We start from the raw sequence: 22,292 nt of genomic DNA, 5'->3' as shown, positions 1-22,292 counted from the left end.
CTCATAATTCATAATTAAAAACCCATGCTCAACCGCCGCCTCCTCCGTATCAAAGTCATGCAGTCGCTCTACTCCTACCACCAGGCGGTGGGAGCCGATTTTCTGCTGGCGCAGGACCGTATCGCGGCTGCTTTCGAGCCCGACCTGACGGCCAAAGAGGCCCCCGACCGCCGCAAGCTGGAGGGCCAGCGCAAGCTGGGCGAAGCCCAGCTCCGCGACTGGTACCGCACCGGCACCGCGCCCTCGACAACGGACGACAAAGCCGTGGACAAGGCCGTGACCGACGCCATCAACTCCTTTCAGAACCAGGTGAAGAAGGACGGTGAATTCTACGCCGGCCAGCTGCTGGTGGGTGCCGAAAGCATCCACGACCAGTACCTGCACCTGCTCAACCTGCCCAAGGCCCTGCTGGGCGTGCTGGAAGAAGAGCAGAGCCGCGAGGAGCGCCGCCGCCTGGGCCCGAGCGAAAACGCCCTGGATACCAGCCGCCTGCACCAGAACAAGGCCATTGCCAAGCTGATGGCCAACGAGCAGCTGCAAGGCCTCACCATCCGCCGGAAGCTGGCCTGGGAAGGGGCCGAGGAGCTCGAAGCCCTCGCCGCTGCCTGGCAGGAAATGAAGGCCGACGAAACCATCCTCGCCTACCTCAGCGGCAAGCCGACCGACGAGGCCGAAATGGACTACGACACCGACCTCGAAATTCTGCGCCACATCTACAAGGACTTCGTGTTCAAGGGCGAAGCCCTGCCGCGCCAGCTTGAGGCGGCGGATTTGAACTGGGAGGAAAACCGGCCCATCGTGCGCAACCTGGTGCTGAAGACGCTGAAAATGCTGCCCTTCGCCGCCACCGAAACCCAAGAGCTGATGAACCTATCGGCCAACTGGCAGGACGACCGCGAGTTTGCCGAAACGCTCTACAAGCAAACGCTCATCGAAGACGACAAGATGGAGAAGCTCATCGCCGGCTCGGTGCAGAACTGGGACGTGGAGCGCGTGGCGCTGCTCGACAAAATCATCCTGAAAATGGCGCTTACCGAGATGCAGCTCTTCCGTGGCATTCCGGTGAAAGTCACTATCAACGAGTACATTGAAATCAGCAAGCTCTACAGCACGCCCAAGAGCAAGCAGTTTGTCAATGGCATCTTGGACAAGCTGGCCACGGATTTGGCGGCCAGTGGCGACATTCGCAAATCGGGCCGCGGCCTGCTGGACAACCAATAAAAAAGGGCGGGCCAGGCCGCAACTTTATGGCCGGCGGCTGAACATTGGGCCGATATAGCCACTTTTGCATCTGCAGCCGCGTTTCTGCGTACGCAGGCCTGAAAACATTCTCACCTACTCACCTTCTTCCGATAACCATGGCTAGCAAAACCACCACCGGCATCCTGTGCTTCGCGGGCGGCGCCCTCACCGGCGCAGCCCTTGGCTTGCTCTATGCCCCCGAACCCGGCACCGAAACCCGCTCCTGGCTCAGCTACCAGCTGGAGAAATACCGCTCCGTGCTGGCCGACCTCACCGACAGCCTCGTGACCAGCCGCGAAGGCGTGGGCCAGTCGTCGGCCAAAAGCGAAGGCCAGCGCGTGATTTCCGATGCCAAATCCAAAGCCGAACAGCTGCTCGGCGACGTGGACCAGCTCATCAACCAAATCAACTCCCGTAAAGGCGCTTAATCCAATGGGTGAATGAGCGAATGAGTGAATGGGTGAATGAGAAAGCGTGACAGCTTGTGCTCATCCACCCATTCACTCATTCGCTCATTCACCCATTCACTCATTATATCAACAAGATGCACGTAGTAACCCTTATTCCCGGCGATGGCATAGGCCCCGAAATCACGAAAGCGGTAACCGATATTTTCGCTGCCGCGCAAGTGCCCATTCAGTGGGAAGAGCAGAATGCTGGTCAGACCACGTTCGACCAATCGGGCGAGCTGCTCCCGACTGCTTTGCTCAAGTCGCTGGAAAAGAATAAGGTGGCCCTCAAAGGGCCGATTACCACGCCGGTGGGCAAAGGCTTCCGCAGCATCAACGTGACGCTGCGCCAGAAGTACGACCTCTACCAGAACGTGCGCCCCAGCAAAACCACGCCGGGCATCAAAACCCGCTACGAAGGCATCGACCTGGTGCTGTTCCGCGAAAACACCGAAGGTCTGTACTCCGGCCTCGAAACCTGGGACGAGCGCCTGGGCATTGCCGATGCCATTGCCCGCGTCACGGTGGAAGGCTCGCGCAAAATCTGCCGCGCCGCCTTTGAGTACGCCGTCAGGCACGGCCGCAAAAAGGTGACGCTGGCCCACAAGGCCAACATCATCAAAATGGCGGGCACGCTGATGCTCAACGCCTGCAAAGAAGCCAGTCTGGAGTTTCCGCAGATTGTGTTCGAGGATAAAATCATCGACAACATGTGCATGCAGCTGGTGGGCAAGCCCGAACAGTTCGACGTGATTGTGACCACCAACCTGTTTGGCGACCTGCTGTCGGACCTCTGCGCCGGCCTGGTGGGCGGCCTGGGCGTGGTGGCGGGGGCCAACATCGGCGACAACATGGCCATTTTTGAAGCCGTGCACGGCTCCGCTCCCGACATTGCCGGCCAGGGCAAAGCCAACCCCACCGCCATCCTGCGCTCGGCCATCATGATGCTGCACCACCTCGGCGAGCACGTCAAGGCCGACCAAATCGACAAGGCCCTGGAAGACACGCTCCTGAACCAGGACGAGTGCACCGGCGACCTCGGCGGCAAAGCCAGCACCAGCGAGTTCACCCAGCACATCATTGCCAAGCTGTAATTCTTTGGCAACTTTTATTGTCCCTTTGTCATCCTGAGCGCAGCGAAGGACCTTCTCACGTTAGGTATCATGCGTGATGGTGTCCCTCACTCCGCTCAGAATGACAGAAGACATCTTACTAACAGTATGAAATACCCGATTCTCGTAGCGGCCACCCTCCTGCTGGCGGCTTGCAACAACGATAAGAAAACCGAAGCCGGGGCCGAAGGCATGAATGCCGCCGCCACCGTTACCTCCGACGCGGCCAACCCCACCGTGGACAACCCCAACGTGGTGAGCGACAACGAGGCGCCGAACCCCAATGCGCCGGTGATGAAATTCGCCGAAGCAGAGTTCGATTTCGGTGATATTCAACCCAACAGCAAGGTGCGTCACACGTTCACGTTCACCAACACCGGCAAGTCGGCGCTGCTGATTGAGGATGCTACCGCCTCCTGCGGCTGCACCACCCCCAGCTGGACCAAAGAGCCCGTGGCCCCCGGCGCCGAGGGCAAGATGGAAGTGCAGTTCGACAGCCAGGGCAAGCAGGGCATCATCAACAAGCAGGTGGCCGTGCGGGCCAACACCCAGCCCAGCATCACCACCATCGTTATCAAGGGCAACGTTCTGACCGACGACGCCAAGAAGCCGCTTTAAGCCCTCTCCCTCATGTTGTTGACTCTCTTGCTTCAAGCCAGCGGCGGCGGCGAATACATGCAGCTGCTCTTCCCCATTGCCATTGGCCTGGTGGTTTATTTCTTTATGATTCGGCCCCAGCAGAAGCGCACGGCCGATGCCAAAGCTTTCCGGCAGGCGCTCACGAAGGGCTCGCGCATTGTCACCATCGGCGGCCTGCACGGGCTGGTCGTTGACCTGACCGAGGACACCGTGGTAGTGGAAGTGGACCGGGGCACCAAGCTGCGCTTCGACCGCTCCGCCATTGCCCGCGAGGTGGGCGCCAAGGCCGCTACGTCGGACACGCCGACTGCTTCCTAAGCCATGCAGGGGCCGCTGACTCGGGCGGGCCGGCTGGTGCGCTGGTTCGTGCGGCCCTTCGCCGGCCAGGAAACCAGTTTTTACCGGGCCATCACGGCCTGCCTGCTGGCAGCGGGCGTGTTCTGGCAGATGAATGCCCTGAACAAAACCTACACCACGCACATCAACTTTCCGCTGCACTGGCACTACGACTCCGTGCGGTACGTGCCGCTGCGGCCGCTGCCGCCCACGCTGCCGGTCGTCGTTACGGGCCAGGGCTGGCGCTTGCTGCGGGCCAATATGGGCTGGGGCACCCACCCCGCCGACCTACGGCCGGTGTCGCGCCCCGGCACCCGCTACCTGCCCGCCAGCGGGCACCAGAGCCTGCAAAACGCGCTGGAAGGCGTGCAGGTAACCGAATGGGCCGGTGATACCCTGCGCCTCACCTTCGACCGCTGCATCAGCCGGCGGCTGCCGCTGGGGCTGCCCGCCGATTCGGCCAGGCGCTACAAAGCCATTTTTTCGCCGGCCGCCGTCACGTTTCGGGGGCCGGCTACGCTGGTCAATTCGTTGCCCAGCCCTTACCCTGTTGCCTTGCCCGCCGCCAGCGCCGATGAAGACATGGAAGTACCAATTATTTTGCCCGCACGGGTGCGGGCAACGGTATCGTCGGTGCACATCAGCCTGACACCTGTTTCGCAGCCGCGCAGCCGACGGCACCGCGCCACTACTTCACACTAACGCTATGCTACGCATTGGCATCACCGGCGGCATTGGCTCGGGCAAAAGTATTGCCAGCCGCTTGTTTCACGCCCTCGGCACCCCTGTTTACGATGCCGACACCCGCGCCCGCTGGGTGATGGAGCATGACCCGGCGCTGCGCCAGCAGCTCATCGCTGCGTTTGGCCCGACGACATACGACCAGGCCGGGCGGCTCAACCGGCCGGCGCTGGCCGGCACGGTATTCAACAACCCACCGCTGCTGGCCCAGCTCAACGGCCTGGTGCATCCGCACGTCGGCCTCGACTTTGAGCGCTGGGCAGCGGCGCAGCAGCAGGCCGGACACGCGTATGTTCTCAAGGAGGCGGCCCTGCTGTTTGAAGCCGGCTCGTACAAGCAGCTCGACCGCATCATCACCGTGTTTGCGCCGCTGGCGGTGCGCACGGCGCGGGTGCTACTGCGCGACCCGCACCGCTCGGCGTTGGATGTAGAGGCCATCATGGCCAAGCAAATGAGCGAGGAAGAGAAAATGCAGCGCGCCGACTACATCCTCACCAACGACGACGTGCTGCCGCTGCTGCCGCAGGTGCTGGCGCTACACGCTGCGTTCAGCGCCGCACCAGCGGCTTAGAAAAAAGAAAGGCTGCCTCTCACGAAGCAGCCTTTTCTTTTCGAATCAATCCAGTGGATTAAATCCGACCCGAGTAATCTTCGAGGGTGTCAATCACCTTGAGCAGTTGCGGTACGGCCAGCGAATAGTAAATCTTCGTGCCGATTTTGCTGGATTTCAGCACGCCCCGGTCCTTCAGGGTAATGAGGTGCTGGGAGGCAATGGCCTGGGGCAGGTCGAGGGCCTGATAGATATCAGTAACGGACATTTGGCTGTCTTTGCCTTTGGTTTTGCCGAGGAGGTCAACAATAGCCAGTCGCTTGGGATGAGAGAGAACCTTGAGCATAGCCGCGGCACGGTCCAACTGTTGCGCTTCTACACGCGAATGCAATGGTTTCATGAAATCGATAAAAAGTGAAGAGAGAAATGGAAGAGTAGAATAAGTGCAATACATCGGTACTACTGGGGTAGTTCCGGAACCAATACGCAAAATAGGGGTAAAGGGGTTTAACATCCCCAATATAATTAGATATTTATCATTTTTTATTCATTTTTTCGAATATTTGCCAATTTCGCCCCGGCTTCGGGTCTGTACCTACCTTTGTGGCCCTGCCGGCTGGCAGGTTTTCCTTTTTCTGATTGCCTAATGCTGGACCTGCTCACAAAGTTTGAAAACAAGCGCCCCGAAATTGTCTTTGAGTGGAAAGACGCCGAAACCGAAGCCGAAGGCTGGGTAGTAATCAACTCCTTACGGGGTGGCGCGGCCGGCGGCGGCACGCGCATGCGCAAGGGCCTCGACAAACGCGAAGTGGAAAGCCTGGCCAAGACGATGGAAGTGAAATTCACCGTATCGGGCCCGGCCATCGGCGGGGCCAAGTCGGGCATCAACTTCGACCCGCAGGACCCCCGCAAGCGCGGCGTGCTGGAACGCTGGTACCGCGCGGTGTTTCCGCTGCTGAAAAATTATTACGGCACCGGCGGCGACCTCAACGTGGATGAAATTCACGAAGTCATCGCCATCACCGAAGAATACGGCCTCTGGCACCCGCAGGAAGGCGTGGTGAACGGCCACTACCGCGCCACTGAGCCCCAGAAGATTCAGAAGCTTGGCCAGCTCCGGCAGGGCGTGGTGAAAGTGGTGGAAGACGCCTCGTTTTCGCCTAATCTGGCCCGCAAATACACCGTGGCCGACCTCATCACCGGCTACGGCGTGGCCGAGGCCGTGGGCCACTACTACCGCCTCTGGCCCGGCACCGACCTGCGCGGGCAGCGGGCCATCATTCAGGGCTGGGGCAACGTGGGCGCGGCGGCGGCCTACTACCTGGCCGGCCAGGGCGTGCGCATCGTGGGCATCATCGACCGGGCCGGGGGGCTGCTGAACGCGGAAGGCTTCGGGCTGGAGGAAATCCGGGAGCTGCTGCTGGCCCGCAAGGGCAACGCCCTGACGGCCGACAACCTGCTGTCGTTTGAGGAAGTGAACGAGAAGGTATGGGGCATGGGTGCCGAGATTTTTATTCCGGCGGCGGCCTCGCGCCTCGTCACGCGCGGGCAGGTGGAGCAGCTGGTGGCCGGTGGCCTCAAAGTCATCAGCTGCGGGGCCAACGTGCCGTTTGCCGACCCCGAAATCTTCTTCGGCCCCACCGGCGTGTTTGCCGATGAGCGCGTGGCCGTCATCCCCGATTTCATTGCCAACTGCGGCATGGCCCGCGTATTTGCCTACCTGATGGAAACCGGCGCCGAAATCACCGACCAGGCCATTTTTGCCGACACGTCGCGCATCATCGGCGGGGCGCTGGAGCGCACGCACGCCGAGAATGCGCAGCCCACGGGCATTGCGCAGCGCTCGTTCGAGATGGCGCTGCGGCAGCTGGTGTAAGCCGTTGAATATGGGAGATGGGAGAATGTGGGAGATGTGGGAGATGTAATGGGTGAGTCCGTAATGACTGGCTTACTCATTGCATTTCCTCGTTTCCCACATCTTCCCATCTCCACATTTTGTAAGGCATTTTTATTTGGTAACAATTCGATAACTTTGATGCCCTACTTTTGGTCGCCCCGCTTCCGGGGCGATTTTGTTTTTGTAGGAATTCCCAACTGAACAACATGTCTACTTTGAAAAAACCCAAAACCAGCAAGACCAAAGTTGCTGACGACCTGCTGAATGCCGGTAGCGGCAAAACCATTAAGCAGCCCAACGTAAACGACGACAAGCTCACGTCCATCACCGAGATGCGCCAGACGGCCAACGGCGAAACCGCCATGGCCCTGGAAGACGAGCAGCGCCTGCGCAAAGCCTTTGTGGACAAGGACTGGAACGAGATTAAAATCGCCGATAGCTGGCAGATTTTCAAGGTAATGGCCGAGTTTGTGGAGGGCTTCGAGAAGATGTCCAAAATCGGCCCGTGCGTGAGCATCTTCGGCTCGGCGCGTACCAAGCCGGAAAACCAATACTACCAGATGGCCGAAGAAATCGCGGCCAAGCTGGTGCGCCACGGCTACGGCGTTATCACGGGCGGCGGCCCCGGCATCATGGAAGCCGGCAACAAGGGAGCCCGCTCCGAGGGCGGTAAGTCGGTGGGGCTCAACATTGAGCTGCCTTTCGAGCAGACCCACAACATCTACATCGACCAGGACAAGTGCATCAACTTCGACTACTTCTTCGTGCGCAAGGTGATGTTTGTGAAGTACGCGCAGGCTTTCGTGGGCATGCCCGGCGGCTTTGGCACGCTCGATGAGCTGTTTGAAGCCATGACGCTGATTCAGACCAAGAAAATCAGCCGCTTTCCCATCGTGCTGGTGGGCTCGGCCTACTGGAACGGCCTGTTTCAGTGGATTAAGGACGTGATGCTGCACGAGGAGCACAACATTTCGGCCGAAGACCTGAACCTGGTGCAGATTGTGGACGATGCCAGCGAGGCCGTGAAAATCATCGACGACTTCTACCACAAGTACCTGCTGTCGCCGAACTTCTAGGACCACGGATTCTGCAGATTTAACGGATTACGCCGATTATCTGTGAATGCTTTTGGATTGAGGCCGCTTCTCACGAAGCGGCCTTTTTGCTGGGTAGCTTTGCGGCGGTTGTTATTTATTACCGCCTGCTTATGCCTTCTGCCCAAACCATTCTGGAGCACGACTACCTTATTATAGGCGGCGGAGCGGCGGGCCTGAGCCTGGCTTACCACATGGCGCAGGAGCCCCGGCTGGCAGGAAAGAAGGTGCTGCTTATTGAGCCCGAAGCCAAGACGCAGAACGACCGCACCTGGTCGTTCTGGGCCGATGGGCCGGGCCTGTTCGATGGCATAGTGGCGCACGAGTGGCGGCAGATAGTCTTTCGCAGCCCCGGCTTTGACAAGGTAATCGACCTGGGGCGCTACCGCTACAAGACCATCAACGGGCTGGACTACTACCGTTTTGTGCACCGGGCACTGGCCGAAAACCCGCAATTCACGCTGCTGCACGGCACCGTTGAAAGCCTGACAAACACTTCGATGGGGGCCACCGCCGTTACTTCGGCCGGCACTTTCACCGCCCGCTATGCTTTCGATAGCCGCCCGCCCGACCTGGCCAGGCTGCAGCAGCCGCAGCAGCACCGCTACCTGCTGCAGCACTTTGTGGGCTGGGAGATTGAAGCGGATGCTGATGCTTTTGACCCGAATACGGTGGAATTTATGGACTTCCGCGGCGAGCAGCAGCACGAGGCGCGGTTCATATACGTGCTGCCTTTCACCGCGCGCAAAGCCTTGGTGGAGTACACGTTGTTTTCGGAAACGCTGCTTCCGAAGGACGAATACGAAGCCGCTATCCGGGAGTACCTGGCCCATACGCTGCGGCTGAAAAGCTACCGCATCACGGCCGAAGAAACCGGAGCTATTCCGATGACTGACCACCCGCTGCCGGCCCGCACCGGCCCGCATATCATCAACATTGGCACGCGGGGCGGGCGGGCCAAGCCCAGCACCGGCTACGCTTTCAAGCGCATTCAGCAACACTCGGCGCGGCTGGTGGCGGCGCTGGCCAAAACCGGCCAGCTCCCCGCCGATGTAACCGGCGACCAGTGGCAGTTTCACCTGTTCGATACGCTGCTGCTCGACATCATGCGGCGGCGGGGCGAAACCACGCGGGACATTTTCCGGCAGCTGTTTGAGCGCAACCCGGTGGAGCGCATCTTCCGGTTTCTGGATGAGCAAACGGGTTGGGCCGACAACCTGCGGGTGATGAATTCGGTATCGGCCGGGCCATTTATGCGGTCCATCGCGCACGTATTGCGCGGCCGGCCGGGGCAGCGCGCCTGAAATTGAGGCGAAGCAATGCTTTGGCCCAGCCCCGTGGGCTGCAGAGGCGGGGCTTGCCTCCATCCGGCTGTTCGTCAGGAATAACGATGCCGCTCAACGACGGGCGGGGGCAGGCCCCGCCCCTACCGCTGATGGGGCCTGCTCCAGCCAGCTGCGCGCCTCGCGCACGGTTTCGATGGAAAGTGGCCTCAGCTGTGGCGCGGGCTCGGAGAGGTTGAGCAGGTAGCCGGTCAGCTCCGGCAGGTTGTCGAGGTCGTGGGTGCTGCAGAGCACGGTTTTATGCTCCTGCGCGGCCCAGCCGTGAATGAGTGAAAACACCTGCCGCCGGTAGTACACATCGAGCTGCTGGGTGGGCTCATCGAGCAGGTACACCTGGGCATCCTGCAGGCTGAGCTGGGCCAGCCACACCAGTTGCTGCTCGCCCCCGGAAAGCCGGGTGAAGTCACGCGCCGCCAGATGCGCCATGCCGACACGGGCCAGCGCGGCATCGGCCAACGCATAATCAGCTGGCTTATAGGCACTCAGCAAGCCGTGGTGGCGGTAGCGGCCCATCACCACCAGTTCGCGCACCGAAATGGCAAAATCCAGGGTGCCGCGCTGGGGCAGGTAGCCGAGCAGGCCGGTGGTGGCGGCGCGGCGCAGGTCGCGCACCTCATGCCCGTGCAGCTGCACGCGGCCCTGGTACGGCAGCTGGCCGGTAAGCACCCGAAACAACGTGGTTTTGCCGCTGCCGTTGTGCCCCACCACCGCCACGAAAGCCGGCTGGGACAGGCACAAAAAAAGGTTGCGGACCAGCACCCTGCCGGGGTAGCCCGCAACCAGATTCTCCGCGCTAAGCGCGGGAATTATGAGTGTTGAATTATGAATTATGAATTCCGGCGATGACTTCCCAGGTGATTCATAATTCATAATTCAACACTCATAATTGATTTAGTATTCGTCCTCGTTGAACATGAAGTCCTCCTTGGTCGGGTAGTCGGGCCATACTTCCTCGATGTTTTCGTAGGGCTGGCCGTCGTCTTCCAACGCCTGCAGGTTTTCCACCACTTCCATGGGCGCGCCCGAGCGGATGGAAAAATCAATCAGTTCGTCTTTGGTGGCGGGCCAGGGAGCATCTTCCAGGTAGGAAGCCAGTTCGAGAGTCCAATACATAGTAAGGCGGATAAAAAAAAGGTGGGCGAAGGTAAGCGTTTCCCGTCAAGATACAAACGGGCAGCCAATTGCAAAACGACAACGCAAAACGCCGGCCAAGGTTAGCCGGCGGCCTGAGCCTGTTGCGTAAACAGCGCGATTAGGTCGTTTTTGGTGCGAATTTTCCGTTCAAACGAGCGAATTTTAGTTTGCAGCATCTGCCGGAAGGCATCGTTGGCGGCGCTGGGGCTAAGGTTGTCGAGGTTGGCGCGCAGCGTGGCCAGCTCCTGGTTGTCGTCGACGAGCAGCGTGCGCAGCGTATCGGCCCGGAAGCGTGCCCGCTCAGCGGGGGCCGTGGGCATGGGTGCGCCATCGGTACGCTTGCGCAGGTGGTACTCCAAGGCGCTGAGCTCGAATATTTTATCGCACGCCACCATAAAGCGCTGCCAGATGCGGTCCGATTCTTCGCCGCGCACGGTGCCCACCTGCTTCCATTCGGCCTGCAAAGATTTGGCCTGATGAATGGCTTCCTGCGGCGGAATGTTCATCAGGGCTTCGGCGCGCTCGGCAAGGGTGCGCTTGCGGGCCAGCAGCACCTCGGGCGTGGCGGGCGCGCCGGGCGCACCGGCCGCCTGCTGGGCCGCGATGTGGGCCTTCAGGCGCTCGAAGAAGTGGTTGTTGGCCGCCCGAAACTTTATCCAGAGCTCGGATGCCTGCTTCTTGGGCAGGTTGCCGTTGACTTCGCGCCATTGCTGCTGGAGCAGCTTGAGCTGGCGGGAGGTGGTTTCGAACTGGTCAGAGTTTTTGATGGCTTCGGCCTGCTGAATGAGGTCGCGGTAGCGGGTTTGCACCCGGGCCGTCATGGCTTTTTTATCAGACTGGAAGGCTTTGCGGCGGTCGAAGAATTCCTGAATGGCGGCCTGGAAGCGGCGCTCCAACTCGTCGGTCATGGCTTTGTCGACGGGGCCGGTTTTGAGCCAGCCCTGGCGCAGGTCTTTCACTTTTTCGCTGGCCGATACCCACTCGATGCTCTCGCGCAGGGCTTCGGCCTCTTGCACGAAGCCGATTTTGGTGGCCAGGTTTTTTTCGCGGTTGCGGGCCACGGTCACGGCCACGGCCTCTTCGGCTTCGGTGAGGCGGCGGTGCAGGCTGGTGAAGTCGCCGAGGCCGTCGTAGCTCAGCAGCTGCTCTTTGAGGTGCAGGGCCTTCATCAGAAAGGAGCCCTTGTTGTCGCTGGCTTCCATTTTTTCCAGCAGGGCATCCACTTTGGCGCGGAGGGTTTCGAAGCGTTGGGCAAAATACCGCAGGGCGGCATCGTCCGATTCTTTCACCAGCCCAATCTGGCGGGCGGGTTGGGAGAGCACGGGGCGCAGCCACACGCCATCGGCTTCCACGTAGCCGTAGCGCTTGGCTTCGGCCAGCAGGTGGTCGGTTGGTTCCATACAGAAAGGTAAGCTCGTGGGTAGGAGAGTGAAGGTGGTTGGGGGGGGGGAAAAGGAAGGGTAAGCGCGCGGGCTGTGGCTGAAATGTGGTGCGGGAAGGAACTACAAGTTTACGGTAAAAAGGTGATGATGCGATGTAGTTTATGGCGAGGAGCGCGCCGCCCCGGCCGTGCAAATGCGGCAGCGGGCAGCAAGGGCCACTTCGGGCCGCAAAAAAGTGCGGCCGGCCGGCCGACTTTGCCGTTCTTTGCGGCCCACCGGGCCGGCGCCTGGCGTTCAGGATACGCGGCCAGCCCCTCACTCAGTTCACTCCTCATCATTTCCGCACTACAATGAGCGACCAGACCATTATTTTCAGCATGGCCGGCGTGAGTAAGATTTACCCGCCGCAGAAGCAAGTTCTCAAGAATATCTACCTCTCGTTTTTCTACGGGGCCAAGATTGGCGTGCTGGGCCTCAACGGCTCGGGCAAGTCGAGCCTGCTGAAAATCATTGCCGGCGTCGACAAGCAGTTTCAGGGCGAGGTGGTGTTTTCGCCGGGCTATTCGGTGGGCTACCTGGAGCAGGAGCCGCAGCTCGACCCCACCAAAACCGTGCGCGAAATAGTGGAGGAAGGCGCCGCCGAAACCGTAGCGCTGCTGAAGGAATACGACGAAATCAACGAAGCCTTCGGGGCCGAAGACGCCGACTTCGACAAGCTGCTCGACCGCCAGGGCAAGGTGCAGGAGCGCCTCGACCAGCTCGACGCCTGGAACCTGGACAGCAAGCTGGAGCGCGCCATGGACGCCCTGCGCACGCCGCCCGAAGAAGCCATCATCGGCACCCTCTCGGGCGGGGAGAAACGCCGCGTGGCGCTGTGCCGCCTGCTGCTGCAGGAGCCCGACGTGCTGCTGCTCGATGAGCCCACCAACCACCTCGACGCCGAAAGCGTGTTCTGGCTGGAGCAGCACCTGCAGCAATACAAAGGCACCGTCATTGCCGTAACCCACGACCGGTACTTCCTCGATAACGTGGCCGGCTGGATTCTGGAGCTGGACCGGGGCTCGGGCATTCCGTGGAAGGGCAACTACAGCAGCTGGCTGGAGCAGAAAACCGACCGCCTGGCCAAGGAGGAAAACCAGGAAAGCAAGCGCGCCAAAACCCTGCAGCGCGAGCTGGAATGGGTGCGGATGTCGCCCAAAGCCCGCCAGAGCAAGGGCAAAGCCCGCCTGGCCAACTACGACAAGCTGGCCAGCGAGGAAGCCAAGGACAAGGAGCAGAAGCTGGAGCTGTTCATTCCGGATGGCCCGCGCCTGGGCGCCCAGGTCATCGAAGCCGAAAATCTGCGTAAAGCCTTCGGCGACAAGCTGCTGTTTGAGAACCTGAGCTTTGCGCTGCCGCAGGGCGGCATTGTGGGCATCATCGGGCCCAACGGCGCGGGCAAAACCACGCTCTTCCGCCTCATCACCGAGCAGCTGCAGCCCGACGCGGGCACCTTCGTGGTGGGCCCGACGGTGCAAACGGCCTATATCGACCAGCAGCACGACACGCTGGACGGCAGCAAGTCGGTGTTCGACACCATCACGGGCGGCACCGAAACCATGCTGCTGGCCGGCCGGCCGGTGAACTCCCGCGCCTACGTGAGCAAGTTCAACTTCGGCGGCGGCGACCAGGAAAAGAAGGTGGGTACGCTCTCGGGCGGCGAGAAAAACCGCGTGCACCTGGCCATGACGCTCAAGCAGGGCGCCAACCTGCTGCTGCTCGACGAGCCCACCAACGACCTGGACGTGAACGCCATCCGGGCGCTGGAAGACGCCCTGGAGAACTTCGCCGGCTGCGCCGTCATCATCAGCCACGACCGGTGGTTTCTGGACCGGCTGGCCACGCACATCCTGGCCTTCGAGGGCGACTCGGAAGTGGTGTGGTTTGAGGGCAACTTCACCGACTACGAAGAAGCCAAGCGCAAGCGCCTGGGCGACGTGGAGCCCAAGCGCGTGCGGTACAAGAAGCTGGGGTAATACGGGCTTTGAAACCCGTGTTACCAGAAGTAAAAAGGCCGGCGCTACCCAGCGTCGGCCTTTTTGTTTTCTTTCGCCTTACGCTCCTCCCCTATTCCACCACCACGCGGCGCACGGCCGGTGCCAGGCCGGCCACCTGCACCATGAGCAGATAGGTGCCCGCTGCCAGGCCGGTCGTGGGCAGCTCGGTAGCCGCCCCCGCAAACGTGCGCTGGGCCACGCGCTGGCCCAGCACGCTGCACAACGTGGCCGTCGCGGCCGGGGCTGGCGCCGCCAGGGTTATCCGCAAGGCGGCGTGGACACCCGCCGGATTGGGCCAGACGTCGAAGGAGGCCGCCGCCGGGCTGGCCGTGGCCGAAACGGTGGCGCAGGTAGCCAGCAACGCATAATTGCCTTTGTCGCCGCCGTAGCCCGACACGAAAACCAGGTACGTCACGCCCCGCACCGAATTGAAGGTGACGGTGGAAGGCTGGGCACAGCCGCCGGCGTTGGTATCATCGTTGCCGACTACGCAGGTGTAGGGGCCTCCGCAAGCCCCCCGATACACAAAAAGCTTGGTATCGTAATCGGTGAATAAGTCGCAGTTGGTGAGCGTGATGCTGCCGCCCGTGCCGGCAATGGTGTAGAACACGCCGCCGCCGTCCACGGTGTCGTCGCAGAAGGTCGTGGGGTCGCCGGTGGCGGTGGCGCTTTCGGTGCTGCCGGTCACGCGCTGGCCGCAGGCGAGCGGCAGCGCATTGCTGCAGAAATCATTAGCCGGCACCGGAGCCACGGTGCGGAAGCGCAGGCTGGACACAGCCGACGTGGCCCCGCCCGCGCAGTTGCTCACCACCTGCACCGTGTACACGGTGCCGGCCGTCATGCCGGTCAGCACCACCGGCGAAGCCGTGACGGTTTGGCTAATGGTAGCCGGTATGGTGGTTACGGTGTAGCTGGTGGCCGAGGCCGAGCCCACAAAGCTGACCGTGCCGCCCGTCATGGTCCGGTTGGTCACGGCCAGGTCGGAGGCGGCGCCGCAGATGGGCGGCGCCGTGGTCACGAAGCTGGCCGATGCTGCCACGGAGGTACCGCCGCCGCTACAACCGCTGGCTACGTACACCGTGTAGGCAGTGCCGGGCAGCAGGCCCGTAAGCGTTACCGGCGAGGCGGTTACGGTTTGCGTAGTCGTGGCGGGCAGCGTCGTCACCACGTATTGCTGGGCGGCGCTGCTGGTGCTGAAGCTCAGCCGGGCGCTGGTGTTGGTGATGTTACCCACCGCCAAAGCCGTGGGCGGCGGGCACACGCCGGGGCTGCTGATGGTGAAGTTGGCATTCGAGATGTCGAAGAAGTAATTATCCGCCGCCGCCACCATGATGCGGGCCTGGTTGGTGGCCACGTTGGGCAGCGTGACGGCCGCCGTGCCGTTGTTGGGCACATTCAGGGCCAAAGCCGTGGGATAGGTGAAGCCGCCATCGGTGCTCAGCCGCACATTCACGAGGGCGCAGTTCACGCCGTTGGCGGTGGTGCCGGCCACGTTCCAAGTCACGTTATAGGTCGAGCCGCCTATCCAGGCCAGCGGCGTGTTGGGGCTGGTTACCACGAAAGGCCCGGCCGCACTGGTCACGCGCAGCTTCACCGAGTCGCTGGTCGTGACGCCGCCAATGGTGCCGAGCGCGCCCTGGTGCAGGTCCTTCGCCACGCACTTAAACGTGAGCCGCCGCGTAACCGTCGGCAGCCGCTCGCCCACCGTCGTGAAGTTGTTCACCACGTCGCTCAGCTGCGGGAAGTAGCGCGTGGGCGAGGCCGTGGGCGGAAATGCCCGGAAAAGCGGGATGTTGTCGTTGGCCACCTGCGGGTCGGCAGGTCCGCCGGCCGTGCCCAGGTCGAGCTCCTGCCAGCTGTAAACCAGGGCATCCCCGTCGGCATCGGCCCCGCTGGCGGTCAGGCGGAAAGGGGTGCCAATGGGCAGCGTGGGGCTACCCGGCGGCACACTAACGGCAGGCGGCGTATTGCCAGAGGCAGCGGTTACGGCACAGCTCGTCGTCACGATGAAAGCGCGCATCTCCTCGTAGCTTCCGATGTTGTAGTACGGGTCCGAATCGCTCTGAATATCCTGGCCGGGGCACAGGCCCGAATACGACATCAGGGTGCTGCCCGAGCCCGGCTCCCAGGCCGTGGCGGCCGTGCGGTTGGGGCCACAGTTGATGGCCGCGTTGCTGTTGAAAATATGGTGCGCCCCAAACTGGTGTCCGAATTCGTGGCACACGTATTTCACGCTGAAAAAGTCGCCAACCGGATTCGACAGCGCCGTGGCCCCTTGGGCCTTGGTAGCCGGCTGGCACACCGAAGTATAAGCGCCGCGCCCGCCCGCATTCTGGCCGCCGAATACGTGGCCGATGTCGTAATTAGCCGTGCCGATGACGTTGTCGATGGTCGTCTGGTTCTCAGGCAGCATGGCCAGGGAGTTGCCATCGGTATAAGGGTCGGTGGCGGGGTTGGTGTAAATCAGCAGGTTATTGTTGGCAATGAGCACGAAGCGCACGGCCACCTCGGTTTCGAACACGCCGTTGATGCGGTTCACGCTCGTCACAATACCCGCCATGGCCAGCGGCACCGTGCCACCGTAAAACTGGGTGTATTCGCCGGTGGCCGCCACGGCCAGCCGGTAGGTGCGCAGCAAGCCCCCGCTGCCAATGGCCGCCGGCCCGCCCCCGCCCGGCGGCACTGCCTGCCGGGCACCGCCACTTTTAGCCGTTGGGTCCGGCTGCTGGCACACCACGCCGGGCGCCGCCCCCGGCCGCGCATCGCGGCCGAAAAAGCTGAGGTGGTGCCGCGAGTCGCCGCGCTGGCCGGGCTCGATGTAAAAAGTGCCCACTGCGGCCGACAGCACCTGCGCATGAAAGCCCGCCGGCGTCAAATCGAGGCGCACGGTGGCCGTGGCATCGTCGAGGCCCCGGCCGGCGTAGGTCTGGATTTCGGGAAAGTGCGCGGCCAGGGCCGGGGCCATCACGGCCGATTGCCACACCGCGAAGCGGCCGGTGCCACCGTTGGGCAAAGGCAGCGCCAGCACCAACGGCGCGGGGCCGGCCGGGTTTTCGGGCGGCGCAGTGGCCAGCACGGCCCGGGCGGCGGCCACGTCCAGCGCCAGCGGCCGGGCGTGTTCCAGCGCCGCCAACAGCGCCGTGGGCCGGGCCGCCTCGTCCTGAAACAGTGCGACAGCCGGAGGCGGCCCCTGCGCAAGGGCCCGGGTGCTGAGCAGCAGCAGGCCGCCGACAAGTAGCTTGCGGGCGGCAGATAAGTAGTTTTTGTTCAACGGAGTAGGATTAAATGTGGTCGGCCAAATATAGCGCCCCAATCCGTCGAAACAACCCCGCTAGTTCACCCCATGCACGCGCATGGGCACGATGTAAACACCCTCCGATGCCGTGATGAACAGCGTCTTCCGGTCCTTGCCGCCGAAGCAGACGTTGCCCGTCCACCCGGCCGGCACGTCGAGGTGCTGAATCTGCTGGCCGGCGGCGTTATACACCGTCACCCCGTGCCCGGTGAGGTACACGTTGCCCTCGTTGTCGATGGTCATGCCATCGGAGCTTTGCGGGGCAAAAAGCGTCCGGTTGGTGAGCCTGCCATCGGGCCCAATCTCAAAGCGGTAGGTTTTGTTGCCGTCGATGTCGCCCACGTACAGCAGCCGGCCATCGGGCGTGCCCACAATGCCGTTGGGCTTTTGCAGGTAGTCGTCGGCCACCACGGGCTGGGCCTGGCCTTTGGGCAGGTAATAAATCTTCTGGCCGCCAAGGCCCGGGTCGGGCGCGGTGCGCGTCCAGTAGTCGCGCTGGTAGTAGGGGTCGGTGAAGTAGATGCCGCCATTGGTGGGGTGCAGCCACAGGTCGTTGGGGCCGTTGAGCTGGTGGCCCTGCACGTCTTTCAACAGCACGGTTACCTGGCCATCGGGCGCAATGGACCAGAGCTGGTTGTGCTCGTCGGCGCAAGCCAGCAGGTTGCCCTTCTTGTCGAAGTACATGCCATTGGCCCGGCCGGCTTTATCGAGAAAAACGCTCAGCTTGCCATCGGTGCTGTATTTCCAGATTTTATCGTTGGGCTGGTCGGTAAAAAAGACATTCCCGGCCTTGTCCACCGCTGGCCCTTCGGTGAACTTGAACTGCCGGGATATCAGCTGCGGCGTAGCCGAGCCGGCCAGAATGGAGCTGGTGCGGGGAGTAGGTTGGGGCATCGCGGTGAGGATGGCGCCAGCGCTGGCAACAAGCGCCATAAAGCTGGTGCGCAGGACGAAAGAAAGCATTTGAGAAGAAGGAATAAGACTTACTAACGCAGTAGCGCCGGAAAGGTAATTCACTGCCTGCACTAGCCCCTGCTCCTTCACCAAAGCCTTCTTTCGGACTATTCGGTTACTACCCACCCGCCCCGCTGCGGTGCAGAGCCGCTTTTTCCGGGCACGGCAGCAGCACCAGCCAGCGGTTCCTGGCCCGGCTTTCCCCCTTGGCACAGCTTGCTTTCCTCCATCGCAGCGGTGCCCGCACCGCGCCAGTGGCTCTTATGCCACCCAGCCTTCGCGTACGGCGCGCGCCGTCAGGCCCACCACCGTGCGGGTGCCGGCTTTCTGCAGCAGGTTGCGGCGGTGCGTTTCTACCGTGCGAACGTTGATGAAGAGCCGGTTGGCAATTTCCTCATTGCAGCAGTCGGCCACTACCAGCCGGAGCACCTCCAGTTCGCGCCGACTAAAGGGGTCGGGCAGCGGCTCAGCGGCCGTGCTCCGCAGCGGCTGCAACGGCTCCGCCGGCGCATCAAGCCAGGCGGCCAGGGTCGCCACCAGCACATGCGGCAATACGTACCGAGGCAGTCGTAGCGGGGTGCCGGGCCAGGGGGCCGTCCCGGCCAGCTGGGCTGGCGAGTGCGGGTCGGTGAGCACCACCAGGCGCTGGGCGGGGCGGACGCGGTGCACCCGGTCCAGCAGCTCGGCCAGCGCCCGGCCGGGCAGTGCCTCGTCCAGCACCAGCAGGCCAAATGAAAGGTGGGCCACCAGCTCAGCCACCTGCGTGGCATCGGCGGTAAGGGTGAGGTGCAGCTGGGGCCACCGCTCGTGCAGGATGGCAGTCAGGCCCTTTCGCAGCAGCGTGGGCGCGGCCGCAATCAGGGCCGTGGGGGTAGAAACGGTCATTGTCTTGGCAGAAAAAAGTGACGTGGAACAATGACTACGGCGGCCTCTGGCAAGCATGGCCACCGCAGGAACGCTGCGGAAGGGTTGGCACAATAGTATTCAAACTCCGATTAACAATAATTATTTATATTAAATAATATAATAATTGATTACTTGGCTTTTACCTGACTTTTTTGCCGTGCGAGTTGCGCTGGCCGGCCATAAAAAAAGCCACCCCCTGCAAACAGGACGGCGGCTTTTTAGGCGAGAAAGGCGACGACCTACCGGCGGCGCAGAAAAATGCTCACGTAGTGGAGCAGCGTAGCCAGCGAAGCCAAAGCGGCCACCACATAGGTCATAGCAGCCCACCACAGGGCATCTTTGGCCATGGCGTGCTCCTGCGCGGTCACAATGCCGCGCTTGTCAATCCAGGCCAGCGCCCGGCGCGAAGCATCAAACTCGACCGGCAAGGTGATGAACGAGAACAGCGTGGTAAGCGCAAGCAGCACAATGCCCAGGCCCAGCGGAATTACTGAGCGCTGCAACAGCAGAATGCCGCCAATCAGGAGCACGGGCAAGTAGCGCGACGCCGCGCTCAGCGCCGGCACCATTGCCGAGCGAAACTTCAGCATCGAATACGCGGTGGCGTGTTGCACGGCGTGGCCGCACTCGTGCGCCGCGATGGCCGCCGCCGCAACGCTGCGCTCAGCGTACACGCCTTCGCTCAGGTTCACGGTTTTGTTGGCGGGGTCGTAGTGGTCAGTGAGCTGGCCGTCGGTGCTGATGACGCGCACGTCGTAGATGCCGTGGTCGGCCAGCATTTTGGTGGCGACTTCGGCACCGGACAAGCCAGCGCGAAGGGGTACCTGGGCATATTCCTTGAACTTACTACGCAGGCGCCACTGGATAGCCCAGCTGGCAACCATTATCAGAATGACGAGCAGATAGGGAAAAGACATGATGAGAAAAAAGTGAGATGAAGGGGACGTGCACCGCTGGACGAAGCACAACGCCATGGCTACCGGCTTCCCATCCGGAAAGCCATCGGCTACCGTTCCAGAACACCCTTTCTGCAAAAAAGATGCAGGCTTTTCCCTCCTGCCAAAGTGGCTACTGCGTGGCCAGAATGCGCGCCACGATGCGTGAGGTGCTGTAGCCCGCTACCAGCGGCACGGTGCGGACGGCCCCGCCCCGGGCCAGCACCAGCTCGTGGCCCACAATGTTTGCGAGGGCGTAGTCGTCGCCCTTCACCAGCACGTCGGGCTGCACCAGCTCAATCAGCTCCAGCGGCGTGGGCTCGCCAAAGAGCACCACGGCATCCACAAAGGCCAGCGAGGCCAGGATGCGGGCCCGCGCCGTTTCGTCCTGAATGGGCCGGCCGGGCTTGAGGCAGCTCACCGAGGCATCGGTGTTCAGGCCCACCACCAGGGCGTCGCCCAGGTGCCGGGCCTGCTCCAGGTAGTCGACGTGGCCAAGGTGCAGGAGGTCGAAGCAGCCGTTGGTGAACACCACTTTGCGGCCGGCGGCCCGCCAGTCGGCCAGGGTGGCGGGCAGCTGCTCGCGGGTCAGGATTTTATCTTTCGTCCACATGAGTCAATGGGTGAATAGGTGAATAGCGGAATAAGTGGCGAATCATTCCGCCGTTCACTCCGTGGTCAACGGCTCGCCGGCCAGGGCTTCGGCCTCGGTGAGGACGCTGCCCTTGTCGGCGGCCGCCACGGCAAAAAAGCTGATGGCCCCCATCAGCACCACCAGCAGCGTCTGGGCCCCGTGCACCACCAGCGCGTAGGCAATACCGGCCTCCTTGCTCACGCCGTACACCAGCAAAATGCTCTGCACCATGACGTGAAACGGCCCGATGCCGCCCGCCACCGGGGCCGCCATGCCCAGCGCCCCAAACGTGAGCACCGCCAGGCCCGCCCGCATGTCGAGGCCATAGGTTTCGGGAAAGCAGAAGAACGCCAGGTAGTCCATGAGGTAATAGACCAGCCAGGTAAACACCGTGTGGAGCAGGAACAGCCCCTTGTTTTCCAGCTTCAGCACGCTGAATACGCCGGCCAGCAGGCCCTGCACGAAAAGCACCCCTTTGTTGAAAAAAGCATTTTGCCGCAGGCGCTCCAGGTTGCGAAACAGCGCGTAGCCCACCGAGAGCAGCAGCACCCCGCCAATAATGGCCGCAACGAGCAGCGGCGTGCGGTTGCGGGCCAACGCGTCGTAGCGCCCGCCCAGCACGTTGTCGGTCACAAAGCGCCAGAACGTATTGAAATCCAGCAGCAGCACCGAGCTGAGCAGGCCCAGCAGCACCAGCACGTCAATCACGCGCTCGGTCACCACCGTGCCCAGCGCCACCTGCACCGGCACCCCGCTGGTGCGCCGCAGCACCGAGCAGCGAATGACTTCGCCCATGCGCGGCAGCACGATGTTGGCCAGGTAGCCCACCATCATGGCGTGGTACACGGGCCAGTAGCCGGTGTCGTATTTTGAGGCCACGAGCTGCATCTGCCAGCGGTAGGCCCGGCTGAAGTAGCCCAGCACCGACAGCCCCATCGTGATGCCCAGCCACCAGTAGTTGGCCGTGCGAATGGCCTGCGTGATGTCGTCCCACTTCAGGCCGCGCATGGCGTACCACATCAGCGCCCCCGATATGCTCAGCAGCAGCACGTATTTGAGAACCGTCAGTAAATGCTTCATCAATTGCAATGGGTGAATGAATTGCAATGGGTGAACGGGTGAATGAGCGAATGGCTGAATGCATCCTAAACATTCAGCCATTCAGCCATTCCCCCATTCGCTCATTGAAATTAAGCGAGGCGGTTGTGCTCGTTGGGGAAAATGACGGTGGGCCGGTGCTGCCGGGCCTCGGCAAAATCGACGAAGCCGTAGGAGAAAATAATCACGACATCGCCCACCTGCACCTTGCGGGCGGCCGGCCCGTTCAGGCAAATGGTGCCCGAACCGCGCTGACCCCGAATGGTATAGGTTTCGAACCGCTCGCCGTTGTTCACGTTCACGATGGTCACCTTTTCGTTTTCCACGAAGTTGGCGGCGTCCATCAGGTCCTCGTCGATGGTCACGCTGCCAATGTAGTGCAGCTCGGCCTGCGTGACCGTGACCCGGTGAATCTTGGACTTCATTACTTCGATGTACATAGCTCGGATTAACAGCGTTGATAAGGGCTGCAAAGATAAAGCCCCAACCAGCCCCGCACCCGGCACCGCACCGCG

The 22,292-nt window shown here is 62.0% G+C and carries 22 protein-coding genes; 11 read left to right on the top strand and 11 right to left on the bottom strand.

Annotated elements, in window-relative coordinates; translation table 11 throughout:
• The first annotated feature begins 24 nt into the window (after positions 1–24).
• The 7 genes from nusB to coaE all read left to right on the top strand — a co-directional run bounded on the left by nusB (position 25) and on the right by coaE (position 5,090).
• Positions 25–1,221: a transcription antitermination protein NusB gene (gene nusB / locus ACYVHT_RS04920; protein WP_460548574.1), complete on the top strand. Its 1,197-nt coding sequence runs from the start codon at positions 25–27 to the stop codon at positions 1,219–1,221.
• Positions 1,222–1,358: 137 nt separating this feature from the next.
• Complete coding sequence (locus ACYVHT_RS04915) at positions 1,359–1,670, top strand: YtxH domain-containing protein (protein ID WP_201977990.1); 312 nt, start codon at positions 1,359–1,361, stop codon at positions 1,668–1,670.
• Between the two features lie 116 nt (positions 1,671–1,786).
• Positions 1,787–2,785, top strand: a complete 999-nt coding sequence (locus ACYVHT_RS04910; RefSeq protein WP_460548572.1) for an isocitrate/isopropylmalate dehydrogenase family protein — start codon at positions 1,787–1,789, stop codon at positions 2,783–2,785.
• Positions 2,786–2,911: 126 nt separating this feature from the next.
• Positions 2,912–3,421 carry a DUF1573 domain-containing protein gene (locus ACYVHT_RS04905; RefSeq protein WP_460548570.1) on the top strand — a complete coding sequence of 170 codons (510 nt, stop codon included), beginning with the start codon at positions 2,912–2,914 and terminating at the stop codon, positions 3,419–3,421.
• A gap of 12 nt (positions 3,422–3,433) precedes the next feature.
• A complete protein-coding gene (gene yajC / locus ACYVHT_RS04900; RefSeq protein ID WP_460548568.1) occupies positions 3,434–3,760 on the top strand; it encodes a preprotein translocase subunit YajC in 327 nt (108 codons plus the stop codon).
• 3 nt (positions 3,761–3,763) lie between these two features.
• Positions 3,764–4,480 (top strand): YbbR-like domain-containing protein, encoded by a 717-nt coding sequence (locus tag ACYVHT_RS04895; RefSeq protein WP_460548566.1) that lies wholly within the window; start codon positions 3,764–3,766, stop codon positions 4,478–4,480.
• 4 nt (positions 4,481–4,484) lie between these two features.
• Positions 4,485–5,090: a dephospho-CoA kinase gene (coaE, locus tag ACYVHT_RS04890; RefSeq protein WP_460548564.1), complete on the top strand. Its 606-nt coding sequence runs from the start codon at positions 4,485–4,487 to the stop codon at positions 5,088–5,090.
• A 58-nt stretch (positions 5,091–5,148) separates the two neighbouring features.
• Here the strand turns inward: coaE and ACYVHT_RS04885 are convergent, their stop codons facing one another.
• Positions 5,149–5,415 carry an ArsR/SmtB family transcription factor gene (locus ACYVHT_RS04885; RefSeq protein WP_460548562.1) on the bottom strand — a complete coding sequence of 89 codons (267 nt, stop codon included), beginning with the start codon at positions 5,413–5,415 and terminating at the stop codon, positions 5,149–5,151.
• A 300-nt stretch (positions 5,416–5,715) separates the two neighbouring features.
• On the opposite strand from ACYVHT_RS04885, the gene ACYVHT_RS04880 reads away from it, so the two are divergent.
• The 3 genes from ACYVHT_RS04880 (at position 5,716) to ACYVHT_RS04870 (ending at position 9,364) form a co-directional block, all read left to right on the top strand.
• Complete coding sequence (locus ACYVHT_RS04880; protein WP_460548560.1) at positions 5,716–6,945, top strand: Glu/Leu/Phe/Val dehydrogenase dimerization domain-containing protein; 1,230 nt, start codon at positions 5,716–5,718, stop codon at positions 6,943–6,945.
• Positions 6,946–7,298: 353 nt separating this feature from the next.
• A complete protein-coding gene (locus ACYVHT_RS04875) occupies positions 7,299–8,042 on the top strand; it encodes an LOG family protein (protein ID WP_460549061.1) in 744 nt (247 codons plus the stop codon).
• A gap of 131 nt (positions 8,043–8,173) precedes the next feature.
• Positions 8,174–9,364, top strand: coding sequence for a lycopene cyclase family protein (locus tag ACYVHT_RS04870; protein ID WP_460548558.1), 1,191 nt, complete (start codon positions 8,174–8,176; stop codon positions 9,362–9,364).
• 93 nt (positions 9,365–9,457) lie between these two features.
• Here the strand turns inward: ACYVHT_RS04870 and ACYVHT_RS04865 are convergent, their stop codons facing one another.
• The 3 genes from ACYVHT_RS04865 to ACYVHT_RS04855 all read right to left on the bottom strand — a co-directional run bounded on the left by ACYVHT_RS04865 (position 9,458) and on the right by ACYVHT_RS04855 (position 11,937).
• A complete protein-coding gene (locus tag ACYVHT_RS04865) occupies positions 9,458–10,141 on the bottom strand; it encodes an ABC transporter ATP-binding protein (RefSeq protein ID WP_460548556.1) in 684 nt (227 codons plus the stop codon).
• Between the two features lie 153 nt (positions 10,142–10,294).
• Positions 10,295–10,516, bottom strand: coding sequence for a DUF2795 domain-containing protein (locus ACYVHT_RS04860; protein ID WP_035561220.1), 222 nt, complete (start codon positions 10,514–10,516; stop codon positions 10,295–10,297).
• Positions 10,517–10,617: 101 nt separating this feature from the next.
• The gene (locus ACYVHT_RS04855) at positions 10,618–11,937 is read right to left on the bottom strand and encodes a DUF349 domain-containing protein (protein ID WP_460548554.1); all 1,320 of its coding nucleotides are present in this window, start codon (positions 11,935–11,937) and stop codon (positions 10,618–10,620) included.
• A 332-nt stretch (positions 11,938–12,269) separates the two neighbouring features.
• Here ACYVHT_RS04855 and ettA point away from each other — a divergent pair, with 332 nt between their 5' ends.
• A complete protein-coding gene (ettA, locus tag ACYVHT_RS04850; protein ID WP_460548552.1) occupies positions 12,270–13,934 on the top strand; it encodes an ABC transporter ATP-binding protein in 1,665 nt (554 codons plus the stop codon).
• 91 nt (positions 13,935–14,025) lie between these two features.
• On the opposite strand, the gene ACYVHT_RS04845 is transcribed toward ettA, so the two are convergent.
• The 7 genes from ACYVHT_RS04845 to panD form a co-directional block, all read right to left on the bottom strand.
• Entirely contained in the window at positions 14,026–17,226 is a 3,201-nt protein-coding gene (locus ACYVHT_RS04845; protein ID WP_460548550.1) for a reprolysin-like metallopeptidase, read from the bottom strand.
• Between the two features lie 60 nt (positions 17,227–17,286).
• Positions 17,287–18,213, bottom strand: a complete 927-nt coding sequence (locus ACYVHT_RS04840) for an SMP-30/gluconolactonase/LRE family protein (RefSeq protein ID WP_460548548.1) — start codon at positions 18,211–18,213, stop codon at positions 17,287–17,289.
• 252 nt (positions 18,214–18,465) lie between these two features.
• Positions 18,466–19,089 carry a helix-turn-helix transcriptional regulator gene (locus tag ACYVHT_RS04835; RefSeq protein ID WP_460548546.1) on the bottom strand — a complete coding sequence of 208 codons (624 nt, stop codon included), beginning with the start codon at positions 19,087–19,089 and terminating at the stop codon, positions 18,466–18,468.
• Positions 19,090–19,349: 260 nt separating this feature from the next.
• Positions 19,350–20,027, bottom strand: a complete 678-nt coding sequence (locus ACYVHT_RS04830) for a zinc metallopeptidase (RefSeq protein ID WP_460548544.1) — start codon at positions 20,025–20,027, stop codon at positions 19,350–19,352.
• Positions 20,028–20,178: 151 nt separating this feature from the next.
• Entirely contained in the window at positions 20,179–20,658 is a 480-nt protein-coding gene (rfaE2, locus tag ACYVHT_RS04825; RefSeq protein WP_460548542.1) for a nucleotidyl transferase family protein, read from the bottom strand.
• Between the two features lie 54 nt (positions 20,659–20,712).
• Positions 20,713–21,759 (bottom strand): lysylphosphatidylglycerol synthase transmembrane domain-containing protein, encoded by a 1,047-nt coding sequence (locus tag ACYVHT_RS04820; RefSeq protein WP_460548539.1) that lies wholly within the window; start codon positions 21,757–21,759, stop codon positions 20,713–20,715.
• A 110-nt stretch (positions 21,760–21,869) separates the two neighbouring features.
• The gene (panD, locus tag ACYVHT_RS04815) at positions 21,870–22,217 is read right to left on the bottom strand and encodes an aspartate 1-decarboxylase (RefSeq protein WP_460548537.1); all 348 of its coding nucleotides are present in this window, start codon (positions 22,215–22,217) and stop codon (positions 21,870–21,872) included.
• Positions 22,218–22,292: the final 75 nt, after the last annotated feature.

The sequence above is a fragment of the Hymenobacter daeguensis genome, assembly GCF_054780555.1.
Note: the sequence above shows the minus strand (reverse complement) of the source record. Positions and strands in the feature narration are given on the sequence as shown.